This is a genomic window from Streptomyces sp. NPDC104814, from assembly GCF_055583185.1.
In genome coordinates, this window is sequence record NZ_JBVJOL010000006.1 from 72,324 (window position 1) to 87,367 (window position 15,044).

The 15,044-nt window shown below is 71.3% G+C and carries 18 protein-coding genes and 1 pseudogene; 11 read left to right on the forward strand and 8 right to left on the reverse strand.

The genetic code is table 11. The features are described from left to right. Positions 1-8: 8 nt before the first annotated feature. The 3 genes and pseudogenes from ACZ64A_RS20970 to ACZ64A_RS20980 form a co-directional block, all read right to left on the reverse strand. A complete protein-coding gene (locus ACZ64A_RS20970) occupies positions 9-638 on the reverse strand; it encodes a hypothetical protein (protein WP_469812026.1) in 630 nt (209 codons plus the stop codon). A gap of 60 nt (positions 639-698) precedes the next feature. Then, complete coding sequence (locus ACZ64A_RS20975) at positions 699-1,355, reverse strand: methyltransferase domain-containing protein (RefSeq protein ID WP_469812028.1); 657 nt, start codon at positions 1,353-1,355, stop codon at positions 699-701. 28 nt (positions 1,356-1,383) lie between these two features. Continuing rightward, positions 1,384-2,215: pseudogene (locus tag ACZ64A_RS20980) on the reverse strand (AraC family transcriptional regulator). Between the two features lie 49 nt (positions 2,216-2,264). Here ACZ64A_RS20980 and ACZ64A_RS20985 point away from each other — a divergent pair. Beyond that, a complete protein-coding gene (locus ACZ64A_RS20985) occupies positions 2,265-2,693 on the forward strand; it encodes a DUF2000 family protein (protein ID WP_469812029.1) in 429 nt (142 codons plus the stop codon). On the opposite strand, the gene ACZ64A_RS20990 is transcribed toward ACZ64A_RS20985, so the two are convergent. Further along, positions 2,668-3,942 carry an MDR family MFS transporter gene (locus ACZ64A_RS20990; RefSeq protein WP_469812031.1) on the reverse strand — a complete coding sequence of 425 codons (1,275 nt, stop codon included), beginning with the start codon at positions 3,940-3,942 and terminating at the stop codon, positions 2,668-2,670. The two genes, ACZ64A_RS20985 and ACZ64A_RS20990, sit on opposite strands and share 26 nt — an antisense overlap. A gap of 156 nt (positions 3,943-4,098) precedes the next feature. Here ACZ64A_RS20990 and ACZ64A_RS20995 point away from each other — a divergent pair, with 156 nt between their 5' ends. The 4 genes from ACZ64A_RS20995 (at position 4,099) to ACZ64A_RS21010 (ending at position 6,076) form a co-directional block, all read left to right on the forward strand. After that, positions 4,099-4,860 (forward strand): phosphoglyceromutase, encoded by a 762-nt coding sequence (locus ACZ64A_RS20995; RefSeq protein ID WP_469812032.1) that lies wholly within the window; start codon positions 4,099-4,101, stop codon positions 4,858-4,860. A gap of 251 nt (positions 4,861-5,111) precedes the next feature. Next, positions 5,112-5,333 (forward strand): hypothetical protein, encoded by a 222-nt coding sequence (locus ACZ64A_RS21000; protein WP_469812034.1) that lies wholly within the window; start codon positions 5,112-5,114, stop codon positions 5,331-5,333. A gap of 72 nt (positions 5,334-5,405) precedes the next feature. Then, positions 5,406-5,576, forward strand: coding sequence for a hypothetical protein (locus ACZ64A_RS21005; protein ID WP_469812035.1), 171 nt, complete (start codon positions 5,406-5,408; stop codon positions 5,574-5,576). 179 nt (positions 5,577-5,755) lie between these two features. Continuing rightward, positions 5,756-6,076: a GYD domain-containing protein gene (locus ACZ64A_RS21010; RefSeq protein ID WP_469812037.1), complete on the forward strand. Its 321-nt coding sequence runs from the start codon at positions 5,756-5,758 to the stop codon at positions 6,074-6,076. Positions 6,077-6,137: 61 nt separating this feature from the next. Here ACZ64A_RS21010 and ACZ64A_RS21015 read toward each other — a convergent pair whose 3' ends face one another. The 3 genes from ACZ64A_RS21015 to phoU form a co-directional block, all read right to left on the reverse strand. Then, entirely contained in the window at positions 6,138-6,386 is a 249-nt protein-coding gene (locus tag ACZ64A_RS21015) for an SCO4226 family nickel-binding protein (RefSeq protein ID WP_469812039.1), read from the reverse strand. A gap of 130 nt (positions 6,387-6,516) precedes the next feature. Further along, positions 6,517-6,681 carry a hypothetical protein gene (locus ACZ64A_RS21020; protein ID WP_469812040.1) on the reverse strand — a complete coding sequence of 55 codons (165 nt, stop codon included), beginning with the start codon at positions 6,679-6,681 and terminating at the stop codon, positions 6,517-6,519. A gap of 114 nt (positions 6,682-6,795) precedes the next feature. After that, the gene (phoU, locus tag ACZ64A_RS21025) at positions 6,796-7,485 is read right to left on the reverse strand and encodes a phosphate signaling complex protein PhoU (RefSeq protein WP_363263602.1); all 690 of its coding nucleotides are present in this window, start codon (positions 7,483-7,485) and stop codon (positions 6,796-6,798) included. Between the two features lie 200 nt (positions 7,486-7,685). Here phoU and phoR point away from each other — a divergent pair, with 200 nt between their 5' ends. Then, complete coding sequence (phoR, locus tag ACZ64A_RS21030; protein ID WP_469812042.1) at positions 7,686-8,984, forward strand: two-component system sensor histidine kinase PhoR; 1,299 nt, start codon at positions 7,686-7,688, stop codon at positions 8,982-8,984. Continuing rightward, entirely contained in the window at positions 8,981-9,661 is a 681-nt protein-coding gene (phoP, locus tag ACZ64A_RS21035; protein ID WP_030734890.1) for a two-component system response regulator PhoP, read from the forward strand. Before phoR ends, phoP begins: the two co-directional genes overlap by 4 nt. 107 nt (positions 9,662-9,768) lie before the next feature. On the opposite strand, the gene ACZ64A_RS21040 is transcribed toward phoP, so the two are convergent. Next, the gene (locus tag ACZ64A_RS21040; RefSeq protein WP_469812044.1) at positions 9,769-10,425 is read right to left on the reverse strand and encodes a copper chaperone PCu(A)C domain-containing protein; all 657 of its coding nucleotides are present in this window, start codon (positions 10,423-10,425) and stop codon (positions 9,769-9,771) included. A 740-nt stretch (positions 10,426-11,165) separates the two neighbouring features. Here ACZ64A_RS21040 and ACZ64A_RS21045 point away from each other — a divergent pair. The 4 genes from ACZ64A_RS21045 to cysS all read left to right on the forward strand — a co-directional run bounded on the left by ACZ64A_RS21045 (position 11,166) and on the right by cysS (position 14,973). Next, complete coding sequence (locus tag ACZ64A_RS21045; protein ID WP_003953493.1) at positions 11,166-11,648, forward strand: CarD family transcriptional regulator; 483 nt, start codon at positions 11,166-11,168, stop codon at positions 11,646-11,648. 349 nt (positions 11,649-11,997) lie between these two features. Beyond that, positions 11,998-12,774 (forward strand): 2-C-methyl-D-erythritol 4-phosphate cytidylyltransferase, encoded by a 777-nt coding sequence (ispD, locus tag ACZ64A_RS21050; RefSeq protein WP_469812046.1) that lies wholly within the window; start codon positions 11,998-12,000, stop codon positions 12,772-12,774. Continuing rightward, entirely contained in the window at positions 12,764-13,279 is a 516-nt protein-coding gene (gene ispF / locus ACZ64A_RS21055) for a 2-C-methyl-D-erythritol 2,4-cyclodiphosphate synthase (protein WP_469812047.1), read from the forward strand. The genes ispD and ispF overlap by 11 nt, the downstream gene beginning before the upstream one ends. Before the next feature lie 296 nt (positions 13,280-13,575). Beyond that, positions 13,576-14,973, forward strand: coding sequence for a cysteine--tRNA ligase (gene cysS / locus ACZ64A_RS21060; RefSeq protein ID WP_469812049.1), 1,398 nt, complete (start codon positions 13,576-13,578; stop codon positions 14,971-14,973). Positions 14,974-15,044 lie beyond the last annotated feature (71 nt).

Below are 15,044 nucleotides of genomic sequence, written 5' to 3' on the forward strand. Positions count from 1 at the left end.
TCCGCGGTTTACCTGCTCTTCTCGGGCTTGGGCTTCGGCCTGTCGAGCTCGTCGGCGAGCGCGCGCAAGGCGTCGGCCAGGTCCTTCTTCGTCGGCAACTGATCGACCTTGCTGTTCAGTTCGTCGATCTTCCGGTTCAGCTCGGCCAGGTCGACCGGGGCGGACGGGCTGGGGCTGGGCGGCGGAGCGGTCGGACTCGGGTCCCCGTCGCCCCCACCGGAGGTGGTGACCCCGACGGACCCGCCGTCGACACCACCACCGTCGACACCACCGGACCCACTCACGGACCCGCCGTCGACACCACCACCGTCGACACCACCGGACCCGCTCACGGACCCCCCGTCGACGCCGCCGGTGGTGTCGCCGCCGCCCCCACCGGAGGTGACCCCGACGGAACCGCCGTCCGCGCCGACGCTGTCACCCCCGGAGGTGTCCGCAGGGGTGCTGTAGGACGCGGTGGGCGGGGTCGAGCCGCCGTCCCCGTCGGCCGCGAGGGCGGCGCCGACGGCGAGCGTGACCAGGGCCGCCGCCCCCGCGACGGCGGTAGTGACCCGACGGGCGCTCAGGGACCGGCGTACGGAGGACGCGGCGGGTGTGCGGGCGTCCTGGGTGTCATCCATGTGATCCATGTCATCCATGGCCGGAACGCTATCCGAACACACGTCCGGAAGAGGTGCTTCCGTCGATCTCGCCGGTCCTCAACTCCCGCCGCTCGGAAACAGGTTGCCGTGCAGCACGTGATAGCCGACGAAGGTGAACATCCGCTGCCCCGGCGGTAACACCCCCGGCTCCCCGGTGAAACGGTGCTCGCCGACGCCGTACGGAATGTCCGGGCCCGAGACCCACAGCGGTTCGAAGCCCCGCTTTTCCAGCCAGGCGCACACGGGGGTGTCGTGGTGCCGGGTCCGCGTCCACACCAGCGTGCCGCCCTTGCGGCACAGTTGCGTGCAGTGGTCGAGGGTGCGCTCGATGTCGGTGTCCGTGAGGTTGCCGAGCACCCCGCACAGCAGGACCAGATCGGCCGGCGCGTAGGCGGTGTAGTGGTCGGTCAGCGCGGCGTCCCCGCACACCACGTCGACCCCGTCCAGACCGGCGGCCGCGGCCGCCGCGCGCGCGAACAGCACGTTGCGCTCGTCCAGTTCCACCAGCCGTGCCCGCACGTCCGCCCGCCGGGGGTGGCGGGCCAGGGCGCCGATCAGGTCCCGCCCCTGCCCGGCGCACAGGCTGACGGCCGTGAGCGGACCCGGCGGCGCGGCGTCGAGCGCGTGCCGGACCCGCTCCTGGACGAGGGCGAGACGGCGGCTGAGATAGGAGTCGGATACGTCGTACGCGTCGTGCCACGCATGCCAGTCCATGACCGCAGACTACGGAAGCGTGCGGCTTTCAACCATGGCGCAAAATGGCGTATTTGCCCGGCGTCACTCCGACCAACTTCCGGAAATGACGCGTCAGATGGGCCTGGTCGTAGAAGCCGGCAGTGGCCGCGACCGTGCTCGCCGGCTGTCCCTCGAGCAGCAGCCGCCGTGCCCGTTCCACCCGCCGGGACGTCAGGTACTGGTGCGGTGCGATGCCGTAGGCAGTGCTGAACGCCCGCACGAGGTGGGCGGGATGGGCCTGCACCACCCGGGCCGCCTCCTCCAGGGTGATGCCCTCGGGCACGCGCGCGTCGAGCAGTTCACGCAGCCGGCGGGCGAGCGCCGGGTCGGGGCGGGGCGTTCCGGTGGTCAGGCGGGGCCGCAGGTGGGCGCGCAGCCGCTCGGCGACGAGCGTCAGCCGGCTCTCCGCCTCCAGCTCCTCGCCGGGCCGGGCGAGCGCCGCGTGCACCTGCCCGACCCGCCGCCGCAGCAGGGGATCGCGCAGGTCGGGGGTGTCTGCGGCGGCCCCGATCAGGTCCTCGCCGAGCCGCGAGGAGTCGAGGTAGAGGACCCGCTTGCGGAAGCCGTCCGCGGTGGCGGGAGCGCCGTTGTGCGCGACGTGCGGCGGCAGCAGGGAGACCGTGTCCCGCAGAGTGCCGTGCTCGTGCCGCTCGATGTCATAGCGCACGGCGCCGTCGTCGACGATCAGCAGCGTCCACGCGGCGTGGACGTGCATCGGATAGGTGTACTCCGTGATGGGGGCACCTCCCTGCTCGAAGAGCTCGGGGGAGGGCGTGGAAGACCTCGACGAGCCCGGGGACGCGGGGCCGCCACGCGGACACCTCACGCTGCGCGGCCATGCAAGGAACGTACAAGACGGGTCCGTACGACGTCGGCGAGTCTCATTCCATGAACGACGCCGAACCGATCCGCTTCGACACCAAGATCGCCGTCCTGCTGCGTGAGGACCTGGAGACCTGGCAGCGCCTGAACGTCACCGCGTTCCTGGTCAGCGGCCTCGGCACGCAGCTCCCCGAGGTGATCGGGGAGCCGTACGAGGACGCCGACGGGACGGGCTACCTGCCGATGTTCCGCCAGCCGGTGCTGGTCTTCGAGGGCACGAAGGAGACCCTGACGGCGGCCCACGCGCGCGTGCTCTCCCGCGCGCTGCCACGGGCCGTCTTCACCGGTGACCTGTTCACCACGGGCAACGACCGCGACAACCGGGCGGCGGTCCGCGGGGTGCCGGCCACGGCCCTGGACCTGGTGGGGCTGGCGGTGTACGGGCCGCGCAACGCGGTGGACAAGGTACTCAAGGGCGCGCGGATGCATCCGTGACCTCGACCTCGACGGCGGGCGCCGGCCCGGGCTCCGGCTCCTGCCGGGGCAGGCGCCGCATCAGCACGGCGTACCCCGCGCCCGCCACCGTCCCGACGAGGGCGGTGAGGCCCCACAGCCACTCGGCCCCGTACCGGTCGATCACCGCGCCCGACATCAGCGGCGCGACCAGCGCGGCCACGGACCACGACAGCGTGTACATGCCCTGGTAGCGCCCGCGCCCGTGCACCGGCGACAGCGCCACGACGAGACCGGTCTGCGTCGGCGCGTTGACGATCTCGGCGAGGGTCCACACGCAGACCGTGAGCGCGAACACGCCGACCGACCCGGCGAAGGCGGTCAACCCGAAGCCGTACCCGGCGAGCAGGGACGAGGCGACGAGCAGCCGCCGCGGGTCGCGGTGCTCGATGAACCGGGTGACGGGGATCTGGAGGACGACGATGAGAATGCCGTTGACGGCGATGGCCAGTCCGTAGTCGGCGGGCGCGAAGCCGGCCGTGCCCATGGCGACGGGCAGCCCGACCGAGCCCTGCTGGAAGATCAGCGCGACGAGGAAGGACAGCCCGACGACCCCCATGAACCGCCCGTCGCGCAGTACGGTCCCGAGGCCGACGTCGGGCGCCTTGGGGCCGTCGGCCGGCTGGACGGGCCGCGACTCGGGCAGCTTGAGGAAGACCACGATCGCGCACACCAGCGTCATCCCGGCCTCGATGAGGAAGCCGGCCAGATAGCTGACCTCGGCGATGAAACCGGCGGCCATGGAGGAGACGGCGAAGCCGAGGTTGATCGCCCAGTAGTTCAGGGAGAACGCCCGCACCCGGTCCTCGGGCCGCACGATGTCGGCCATCATCGCCTGCACCGCGGGCCGGGAGGCGTTGGAGGTCATCCCGACGAGGAAGGCGACGGCGGCGATGGCGACGGGGTCGGTCATGAAGCCGAGCAGGGCGACGGAGGCGGCGGTGGCGGTCTGCGCGACGAGCAGGGTGGGCCGCCGCCCGAGCCGGTCGGCCATGACCCCGCCCGCCAGCGAGGAGACGACGCCGCCCAGCCCGTGCAGTGAGGCGACGAGGCCGGCGTAGGAGGCGGAGTAGCCGCGGTCGAGGGTCAGGTAGAGGGCCATGAAGGTGGCCACGAAGGCGCCGAGCCGGTTGACGAGGGTGCTGGTCCACAGCCACCAGAAGGCGCGGGGCATTCCGGCGACGGATTCCCGGGCGGCCCGTCTGAGGTCGGACAGTGCGGCGGACGGCATGGCGGAGGTCCCCCCGAGGGATGTAAGTGGCGCAACAGGTAACCGCAACTTACAAAGTCGATGCGGTCGCCACCACTCGATTAACAAACCTCGTCAACCGTCCGCGCTGCGAGCGCCCCGGGCGCCGGCCGAGAGCCTTCGATTACGCTCATCCTTATGGCCGACGCACCGTACAAGCTGATCCTCCTCCGCCACGGCGAGAGCGAGTGGAACGAGAAGAACCTGTTCACCGGCTGGGTGGACGTCAACCTGACCGCGAAGGGCGAGAAGGAGGCGACGCGCGGCGGTGAGCTGCTCAAGGACGCCGGCCTGCTCCCCGACGTCGTCCACACCTCCCTCCAGAAGCGCGCCATCCGCACCGCCCAGCTCGCCCTGGAGTCGGCGGACCGCCACTGGATCCCGGTCCACCGCTCGTGGCGCCTGAACGAGCGCCACTACGGCGCCCTGCAGGGCAAGGACAAGGCGCAGACCCTCGCCGAGTTCGGCGAGGAGCAGTTCATGCTGTGGCGCCGCTCCTACGACACCCCGCCGCCGCCGCTGCCGGACGACTCCGAGTTCTCCCAGGCGCACGACGCCCGCTACGCGACGATCCCGCCGGAGCTGCGCCCGGACACGGAGTGCCTCAAGGACGTCGTCACCCGGATGCTCCCGTACTGGTACGACGCGATCGTCCCCGACCTCCTGACCGGCCGCACGGTCCTGGTCGCCGCCCACGGCAACTCCCTGCGCGCCCTGGTCAAGCACCTGGACGGCATCTCGGACGCCGACATCGCGGGCCTGAACATCCCGACGGGCATCCCCCTCTCCTACGAGCTGGACGCCGACTTCAAGCCGGTCACCCCGGGCGGCACGTACCTCGACCCCGAGGCGGCCGCAGCGGCGATCGAGGCCGTGAAGAACCAGGGCAAGAAGAAGTAGCCGTCGCGATCACGCCCCCGGCCCGCGCACAGCACGCGGGGCGGGGGCGTTTTCGTGGCCCGATGCCGTCCCGGGCCCTCGCTCGCCGCGGCGTGGGGGGATGTGCAGGGGCTCGGCCCTGTCGTTCGTCGTATGAGTTTCAGCCCGGGTCGGGCGTAAAGCAGCAGGTCAGTGACGTGCGCCGGGCGGGTCCTGGCGGGATTGTGCCGGTGGCCACAGCGGAGCGGGTGTGCGTGGGCTCATACTGAACCATGACGAAGCCTGCTGCACCCAAGCGTCACCTGCCGACCAGTCCTTTCAAAGCCCCGGTCGCGCCGGCGCCCAAGTACTTCGCCCTGGGCGACCAGGTCACCCATGACGTGTACGGTCTCGGCCGGGTCGTCGGCATCGAGGACGGGATCGCGGCGCTCGTGGATTTCGGCACGGCGCAGATGCGGATCTTGAGCCCGTACGCCAAGATGACCAAGTTGTAGGACCGCTGTGCCCGGTCACGGCACACCAGGCCCCCTCTGGGGCCTGTGACGAAAGAGAGTCCTCCCATCGAAATGACACCGATGTTCTCCGCCCCGGACGGGCACACCCACTCCTCCGGTGCGGCATCGCCGCCCCCCGCGACGAACCCCTTCCAGGCCCCGGACTTCGGGGAGGACGACACCTTCGCGTTCGAGGACGTACCGGAGCCCGCCCCGGGACCCGTGCGGCGCGGGCGCACCTGACGGCTGGGCCGTCCCCTGTGCGCCGTGGCCGGAGCCGCGGCTGCCGCACGCGGCGCCAACGAGTGAATCCCGGCGCATCGGGTGTGGGGACGGGAGCGAGGGCGGGAAGCTCCCTGGCGTAGCGCGGAGCGCGGAGCGCGTATCGCGTATCGGATCAGCGACGGGTCGGGAGCCTCCCCATGCCGAAGTTCCTCATTCAGGCCAGCTACACGCCCGACGGCACGAAGGGGCTCCTCAAAGAAGGGGGGAGCGGCCGCCGCGCCGCCGTCGACCGGGTCGTCACCGAACTCGGCGGGACGGTCGAGGCGATGTACTTCGCCTTCGGGGAGGACGACCTGGTCTGCGTCATCGACCTCCCCGACCCCGTCTCCATGGCCGCGATCAGCCTCGCCGTCAAGGCCAGCGGCGCGCTGACGACCCGTGCCACGCCGCTCCTCACCGTCGAGGAGATCGACCAGGCGACCCGCCGGCAGGTCGCCTTCCGCGCCCCCGGGGCGTGAACAGCCCCCGCGCACGCGGGCACACCGGCAGGGCTACGGCGCATGCCGGCCGCGGACCGGCTCAGACCGACAGCGGCACCTCGTGCACCTCGTCCGCCTTGTGCCCCGCGCGTTCGTGGACACGCTGGACCGCCTCGGCCGACGGGGCCTCGGAGAGGCAGTAGACCTCACCGGACTCCGGGTCCGCCCAGGCGCTCTTGAAGTGGACGTTCTCGTCCCCTTCGATGGCGAGGTCGGCCCGGTGCGCCTCCATCAACTGGTCCGCCGTGATGCCCTTCATGCCGTGGTGGACGTCCATGAACTCGGGCATGGTCCGCACCTCCTTCTGCCGCGGGTGCGTTTTCTCCTCCTCATGCTCCGCTCGTGCCCGCCGCCGCGCACGCCGAAGGCCCCGGCGGCGCCGCAGCGGCGACCGGGGTCCTCGGTGGCGTGTCAGCGGGTCAGCCGCACTGGCACGGGTTGCCCGACTGGCAGCCGCACCCGCAGCCCGAGCCGCAGCCGCAGGCGCCGATCAGGGTGAGGTTCCTGATCTGCGCGGGCTGTTCGGTCGGGCGCTCCTGGGTGGGCTCGGACGGCGTACCGGGCGTGCTGGGGGAATCGGCCATGGTTCCTCCTCGACGAGGCTCGTGCCTGTGCCCATTGCATGCCCCGTCCGTCGGGCGCATCAACGGCGCATACGAGCGCGCGCGTTGCGATGCGCGCCCCCGCGAGCATCCGCGTCAGGCGCTCTCCGCCCCCGGCACCGACTGGATGTCCGCCTGGAGCTCGTCCGCGTGCTCGCCCGTGACCAGGTACACCACCCGCTTGGCGACGGCGACCGCGTGGTCGGCGTAGCGCTCGTAGTAGCGGCCCAGCAGGGTGACGTCGACGGCGGTCTCGATGCCGTGCTTCCAGCGGTCGTCGATCAGGTGCTGGAAGAGGGTGCGGTGCAGCAGGTCCATCGCGTCGTCGTCCTGCTCCAGCTGGAGCGCCAGGTCGACGTCCTTGGTGATGATCACCTCGGCCGCCTTGGCCATCAGGCGCTGTGCGAGCTGGCCCATCTCCAGGATCGTGGCGTGGATGTCCTGCGGCACCGCCCGCGCCGGGAAGCGCAGCCGGGCGAGCTTGGCCACGTGCTGGGCCAGGTCGCCGGAGCGCTCCAGGTCGGCGCTCATGCGCAGCGAGGTGACCACGATCCGCAGATCCGTGGCCACCGGCTGCTGCCGTGCCAGCAGCGCTATGGCCCGTGCCTCCAGGTCGTGCTGCAGTTCGTCGACCTTCTGGTCGGCCTCGATGACGCTCTCCGCCAGCTTCAGATCGGCGTCCAGGATGGCGGTCGTGGCGCGCCCGATCGCCGATCCGACCAGCCGGGTCATCTCCACCAGACCGTCGCCGATCGAGTCCAGTTCCTCGTGGTACGCGTCCCGCATCAGGTTCCCTCTCGTGCGTGTCGTCCGGGGTTCCGGGCAGGGCTCCCGGTCCCACGCTCCCACGTTCCGGCCCTTACGCGTCCGGTTCCGCGACCCCGAATGAACCAATCCTGGCCCCAAGGTGAACTCTGGGCGACGAGTGTTCGAGCTGACACCCGGACGGCTGTGGGCATGTCGGATCCCATGCCTAACCTGGTGGCATGGACGTGAACGCGGCGGTCGCCGCAGCGGCTGCGATCGCCGGGGTGCTCACCGGTGTGATCGCCATGCTGGCGTTCCGCTGGAGCGAGCGGGAGCAGAAGCGCCCCACTCGTACCTCGTTGCACACCGAGGCCGTGCTCCCGCCCGGCGTCGACACCGTCCTGTCCGTACTCCGCTCCTCCGCCGTCGTCCTGGACGAGGCGGACGCCGTGGTCAAGGCCAGCTCCGCCGCGTACGCCCTCGGGCTGGTGCGCGGCGGCCGGCTCTCCGTGGAGCCGATGCTCCAGATGGCCCGCGACACCCGCAGGGACGGGGAGATACGACAGGTCGAGCTCGACCTTCCCCGCAGGGGCACCGGACGCGGGGAGGCGCTCGCCGTCTCCGCGCGGGTCGCGCCGCTCGGGTCGCGGCTGGTGCTGCTGCTCGTCGAGGACCTCACCGAGGCCCGGCGCATCGAGGCGGTCCGGCGGGACTTCGTGGCGAACGTGAGCCATGAGCTGAAGACACCGGTCGGCGCGCTCTCCCTGCTGTCCGAGGCCGTCATGGACGCCTCCGACGACCCGGAGGCCGTGCAGCGGTTCGCCGGGCGCATGCAGATCGAGGCGACCCGGCTGACCAACCTGGTCCAGGAACTCATCGACCTGTCCCGGGTGCAGAACGACGACCCGCTGGAGGACGCCGAGCCGGTCCGCGTCGACGAACTCGTCGCCGAGGCCATCGACCGCTGCCGCCACCAGGCGGGGACCAAGCAGATCACCATGGCCGCCGGCGGTACGGCGGACCTGGCCGTGTGGGGCAACCGCGGGCAGCTCGCCGCCGCCCTCGGCAACCTCGTCGAGAACGCCGTCAACTACTCCCCGGCCCGCACCCGCGTCGGCATCGCCGCCCGGCGGCTCACCGCACCCGGCGGGGACATGATCGAGATCGCCGTGACCGACCAGGGCATCGGCATCTCCGACAAGGACAAGGAGCGCATCTTCGAGCGCTTCTACCGCGTCGACCCGGCCCGCTCCCGTGCCACCGGAGGCACCGGCCTGGGCCTCGCCATCGTCAAACACGTGGCCGCCTCGCACGGCGGGGAGGTCACGGTGTGGAGCGCCGAGGGACAGGGCTCCACCTTCACCCTGCGACTGCCGGAGGCGGGTGCGGGCCGCGAGCGCGCCCACCAGCACCCCGACCTCGAAGGCGAGGACGGCCCCGACGGGGCCGGCCGGTCCGCCGTGCCGTCGCGCGGCTCGTCCCACACCCCCGACTCATCCGCGTACGAAACGCTTTCCGCCCCGGAGGTCCTTCCGTGACCCGAGTGCTCGTCGTCGAGGACGAGGAGTCCTTCTCCGACGCCCTGTCGTACATGCTCCGCAAGGAGGGCTTCGAGGTGGCCGTGGCAGCCACCGGCCCCGACGGACTCGACGAGTTCGAGCGCAACGGCGCCGACCTCGTCCTCCTCGACCTGATGCTGCCGGGTCTGCCCGGTACGGAGGTGTGCCGTCAGCTGCGCGGCCGCTCCAACGTCCCGGTGATCATGGTGACCGCCAAGGACAGCGAGATCGACAAGGTCGTCGGCCTGGAGATAGGGGCCGACGACTACGTGACCAAGCCCTTCTCCTCGCGCGAGCTGGTCGCCCGTATCCGCGCGGTGCTGCGCCGCCGCGGCGAGCCGGAGGAGGTCGCCCCGGCCGCGCTGGAGGCCGGCCCGGTCCGCATGGACGTCGACCGGCACGTGGTCACGGTCGGCGGCTCCAAGGTCGACCTGCCGCTGAAGGAGTTCGACCTGCTCGAGATGCTGCTGCGCAACGCGGGCCGCGTGCTGACCCGGATGCAGCTCATCGACCGCGTCTGGGGCGCGGACTACGTCGGCGACACCAAGACCCTCGACGTCCACGTCAAGCGGCTGCGCGCCAAGATCGAGCCGGACCCGGGCGCGCCGCGCTACCTGGTGACGGTGCGCGGCCTGGGCTACAAGTTCGAGCCGTAGACCGCGGCTGCCGGATCTCCGCATACGGCGAAGGGCGGCACCCCGTGCGGGGGTGCCGCCCTTCGCCGTATGCGGCCGTGGAAGCGGTACGCCCGTACCGCGACGACTCAGTGACCGGCCGACGGCGAGGTGCTCGCGGACGCCTGGTCGGTCGGGGTGCCGGAGGGCGACTTCGAGGTGTTCGGCGACGGCGAGCCGGACGGGGAGCCGGAGGGCTTCTGGGCCGGGCTCTGCGCCGGGGCGCTCGGCACCTCGCTCGGGCCCCACTCGGAGAAGTAGCTCTTGGCCGGCACGATGTAGCCGCTCAGGGTCACGTTCCCGGCCTTGCTGAACGTGAAGGTGATGTTCTGGACGCTGCCGTCCTGCGTGGCCTCGCGGCTGCCGTGCAGGGTGGCCGCGGCGTTGCCCTTGCCGCCGATGACGACAGAACCGCCGGCGGGGACGATCACCTTGCCGTTGCCCTTGGCGGCCTTGAGGTCGGCCGGCTGGGCGACGCCCTCCACCTTGACGGTCTCCAGGGTCTCGTCGGCCGGGCCCGAGTTGTACAGGGTGGCGGAGATCGCGGCCGGGCCGGTGGACTCACGGTCGGGCTGGGTGATGACGAGCGCGTTCTGGATCTTGATGTCACCGACGCTCGTGGCGGCGTTGTCCGGCTTGATCTGCAGGGTCTGGGCGTTGTTCCCGGAGCCGCAGGCGGCCAGCGAGGCGATCGAGAGGGCGGTGACGGAGGCGGCGAGGGCGCCGCGTCGAAGGCTGCTGCTCACGGCGGCGGCAACTCCTTGAACGCAGGGGCGGCTTTCCTTGTAAAGCCGCCCTAAGGGTCAGTCAGCGCGCTTAGGTTATCGAGCCGTTCCCGCGCCGCCGCACCCGACCCTCCCCGGAGCCCGCGGATCGCCCGGCAGGCGGTACGGGGAGCGGGCCCCGTCGGCGGCTGACCTCGCAGCCGTCACCGTGTCACTTCTGACTCACGAGTCACTTTGAGCACTGGCTTCGTACGCCATTCACGTAAGTCGCCGCAGGTCTTCGTCGTGCCGCAGGCGAATATTCCGTGAAGAATGCACGGCCGTCACCGAAATTGATCACGCCGGGATGAGCCGGCTCCCTTCCGGCCGCCTTCCCGCTTCCACTCCCTGTTCCTTCCCGCTTCGTTCCGGGTCGCTTCCCGGCGCCTTCCGGGTGCCTTCCGGGGACGTCGTGATCAATTCCGGATTCGGCGCGTAAGCGCCTCCGGTCGGCCGAACGGAGTAGCGCAAGTCGCACACACGGAACCGGACATTTGTGGATGTTCGACCCTGTGCGGGAGCCTCCCGGAGGCTGTGACGGGCGTGTTTCCTGCGCCCCGGGAAGCGGCTCCCACCTGCGAATACCTGCCTCCGCTCGCCCGCCGCAGCACGTCCCCGTCGCTGTTGTCAAGCCCCGAGATATGCCCTGACCTGCGAAAACGCCATTCAGAAGACGCCGTATCCGTGTTACCCTGGATAGCCACGGAAGGGGTACCTGTCACATGACGTTCAAGGTTGGCGACACCGTGGTCTATCCCCATCACGGGGCCGCGCTGATCGAGGCTATCGAAACTCGCCAGATCAAAGGCGTGGACAAGACCTACTTGGTGCTGAAGGTCGCCCAGGGTGACCTGACGGTACGTGTGCCAGCGGACAATGCGGAGTTCGTCGGCGTGCGTGATGTGGTCGGTCAGGACGGGCTGGACCGGGTCTTCGAGGTGCTGCGCGCTCCGTACGCCGAGGAGCCCACGAACTGGTCCCGTCGTTACAAGGCAAATCTGGAGAAGCTCGCCTCCGGCGATGTCATCAAGGTCGCGGAAGTCGTGCGTGACCTGTGGCGTCGTGAGCGCGAGCGTGGACTCTCCGCAGGTGAGAAGCGCATGCTCGCCAAGGCGCGGCAGATCCTGGTGAGCGAGCTCGCCCTCGCGGAGAACACGAACGAGGACAAGGCCGAGGCCCTCCTCGACGAGGTTCTCGCGTCCTGACGCGGCCCTGTCCGCCTCAGTTCAGCACGGTGTGAATGCCGCGGTGCCCGATGACCTGACTGTGTCGCCGGGCGCTGCGGCATGTTCGTTCCGTCGCCGCGTACGCCTGTCGCTGCGTACGCTTACGTCTCGTACGTTTCCCTATCCGCGCACGTGACGTCGCTGCGGTCCTGCTGTCGTCCCTGTCGAGCCGTCGTCCTGATCAGGGGACGCGCCCCCCGATACCGATGCGCCGGGGTCGGGCCGCCGGCTCGACCAGGGTCACGGAAGGGTCCGGTCAGAGCGTCGCGGGCCCGGCACGGTGAGGCCATACCCACCGGGGCCGAGCACACAAACCTGACAGGAACCGATGTCTGACGTTTCGCGTCCTTCAGCCATTGAGCCGCGTACGGCCGTGGTGATTCCGGCCGCAGGTCGCGGCGTACGCCTGGGGCCCGGCGCCCCCAAGGCGCTGCGCGCGCTGAGCGGCACACCGATGCTGGTGCACGCGGTGCGTGCCATGGCGGCGTCGCGGTTTGTCTCCCTCGTCGTCGTGGTCGCACCGCCGGACGGCGCCGGGGAGGTCAAGAGCCTGCTCGACGCGCACGCGCTGCCCGGGGGTCCCCCCGGCGCCAGCTGGGGGAGGACGGACTTCCTCGTGGTGCCGGGCGGAGAGTCGCGCCAGGAGTCCGTGAAGCTCGGCCTGGACGCGCTGCCGGACGAGTACGGCATCGTGCTGGTCCACGACGCGGCCCGGCCGCTGGTGCCCGTGGACACGGTGGACGCGGTGATCGAGGCGGTGCGGGGCGGTGCGGTGGCCGTCGTTCCGGCGCTGCCGCTCGCGGACACCGTGAAGGAAGTGGAGCCGGCGGCGGTGGCGGGGGAGCCCGAGCCGGTGCTGGCCACGCCGTCCCGGGCGCGGCTGCGGGCCGTGCAGACGCCGCAGGGCTTCGACCGGGGGACGCTGGTGCGCGCGCACGAGAGCGTGACCGGCGAGGTGACCGACGATGCGAGCATGGTCGAGCAGCTCGGGGAGCGGGTGGTGGTCGTGCCGGGGCACGAGGAGGCGTTCAAGGTGACGCGGCCGCTGGATCTGGTGCTGGCGGAGGCGGTTCTCGCGCGGCGGAGGCTGAACGATGGGTTCTGAGGCCGTGCGCGGGCCCGCGGCTGTGCCGCTGCTTCCGCGGGTGGGCATCGGTACCGACATCCACGCCTTCGAGGAAGGGCGTGAGCTGTGGTGCGCGGGGCTGAAGTGGGAAGGGGAGGGGCCGGGGCTCGCCGGGCACTCCGACGCGGACGTCGTCGCGCACGCGGCGTGCAACGCGTTGTTCTCCGCGGCGGGGCTGGGGGACCTCGGGCAGCACTTCGGCACCGGGCGGCCGGAGTGGGCGGGGGCGTCCGGGGTGACGCTGCTGGCGGAGGCGGCGCGGATCGTGCGCGAGGCGGGGTTCGTCATCGGGAACGTCGCGGTGCAGGTGATCGGGGCGCGGCCGAAGATCGGCAAGCGGCGTGCCGAGGCGGAGGAGCTGCTGTCGTCGGTGGTGGGGGCCGAGGTGTCGGTCTCCGGGGCGACGACGGACGGTCTCGGGTTCCCCGGGCGGGGGGAGGGCCTCATGGCCGTGGCCACCGCGCTGGTGGCCCGGACGGGCTGAGAGCCCCCTGCGGCGCGGGGTGCGTCGTCGTGTGCGGGCGGTGGGTGGCTGGTCGCGCGGTTCCCCGCGCCCTTGGGTTCCTGCGGAACCCCGCCGGCGCGGTTCACCGCGCCCTGGGTTCCTGCGGAACCCCGCCGGCGTCCGTGAGCGTCCCCACGCCCGGGCGGCCGTCACGCCGGCACGGGTGGACGCCCGGACCAGTCACCCTTGAGCCCCGCCGGAGGCGCAGGTCACGAAAGCGCCCCCGCAGCCCGCATCGGCGCCTGGCATTGCCGTGGGCCCACTACTCTGGATGCGTGACTATTCGCCTGTACGACACCAGTGCCCGGCAGATCCGTGACTTCACCCCCCTCACGCCGGGTTGTGTGTCGATCTACCTGTGTGGCGCCACCGTGCAGGCGGCCCCGCACATCGGGCACATCCGCTCGGGGCTGAACTTCGACATCCTGCGCCGCTGGTTCGCCTACCGCGGCTACGACGTCACCTTCATCCGCAACGTCACCGACATCGACGACAAGATCATCGGGAAGGCCGCCGAGCAGGGCCGCCCCTGGTGGTCCATCGGGTACGAGAACGAGCGGGCCTTCAACGACGGCTACAAGGCCCTCGGCTGCCTGCCGCCGACGTACGAGCCGCGTGCCACCGGCCATGTCACGGAGATGGTCGAGATGATGCGCACGCTCATCGAGCGCGGGCACGCCTACGAGGCCGACGGCAGCGTCTACTTCGACGTCCGCTCGTGGCCGTCGTACCTGGAGCTGTCCCGGCAGGACCTGGACGAGATGCGCCAGCCCGCCGAGGAGGGCATCACCGGCAAGCGTGACCCGCGTGACTTCGCCATGTGGAAGGCCGTCAAGCCGGGCGAGCCGAGCTGGGAGACGCCGTGGGGGCCGGGGCGTCCCGGGTGGCACCTGGAGTGCTCCGCCATGGCGCACAAGTACCTGGGGTCCGCCTTCGACATCCACGGCGGCGGCCTCGACCTGATCTTCCCGCACCACGAGAACGAGATCGCCCAGGCCAAGGCCTACGGCGACGACTTCGCCCGGTACTGGCTGCACAACGCCTGGGTCACCATGAGCGGCGAGAAGATGTCCAAGTCGCTGGGCAACTCCGTGCTCGTCAGCGAGATGGTCAAGCAGTGGCGGCCCATCGTGCTGCGGTACTACCTCGGCACGCCGCACTACCGCTCGACCATCGAGTACAGCGAGGAGTCGCTGCGCGAGGCCGAGTCCGCGTTCGCCCGTATCGAGGGCTTCGTGCAGCGGGTCGTGGAGAAGGCCGGCCAGGTCGAGCCCGCCGCCGACGTGCCGCCCGCCTTCGCCGAGGCCATGGACGACGACCTCGGTGTGCCGCAGGCGCTCGCCGTGATCCATACGACGGTCCGCCAGGGCAACAGCGCGCTGGCCGCCGACGACAAGGACGCCGCCGTCGCGCGGCTCGCCGAGGTGCGGGCCATGCTGGGCGTCCTCGGGCTCGACCCGCTCGACGAGCAGTGGGCCGGCGAGAGTGACCGGGGCGACGATCTGCACGGCGTCGTCGACAGCCTCGTCCGCCTGGTCCTGGAGCAGCGCGAGTCCGCCCGGGCGCGCAAGGACTGGGCGACCGCGGACGCCATCCGGGACCAGCTGGCGCAGTCCGGGCTGGTCGTCGAGGACAGCCCGCAGGGCCCGCGGTGGAGCCTCGGAGCCCGCTAGAACACCGCGAGTGTGCCGCCCGGGGCTCCGGGCGGCACACTTGCACTGACGTACGTACATCAACGCATCAC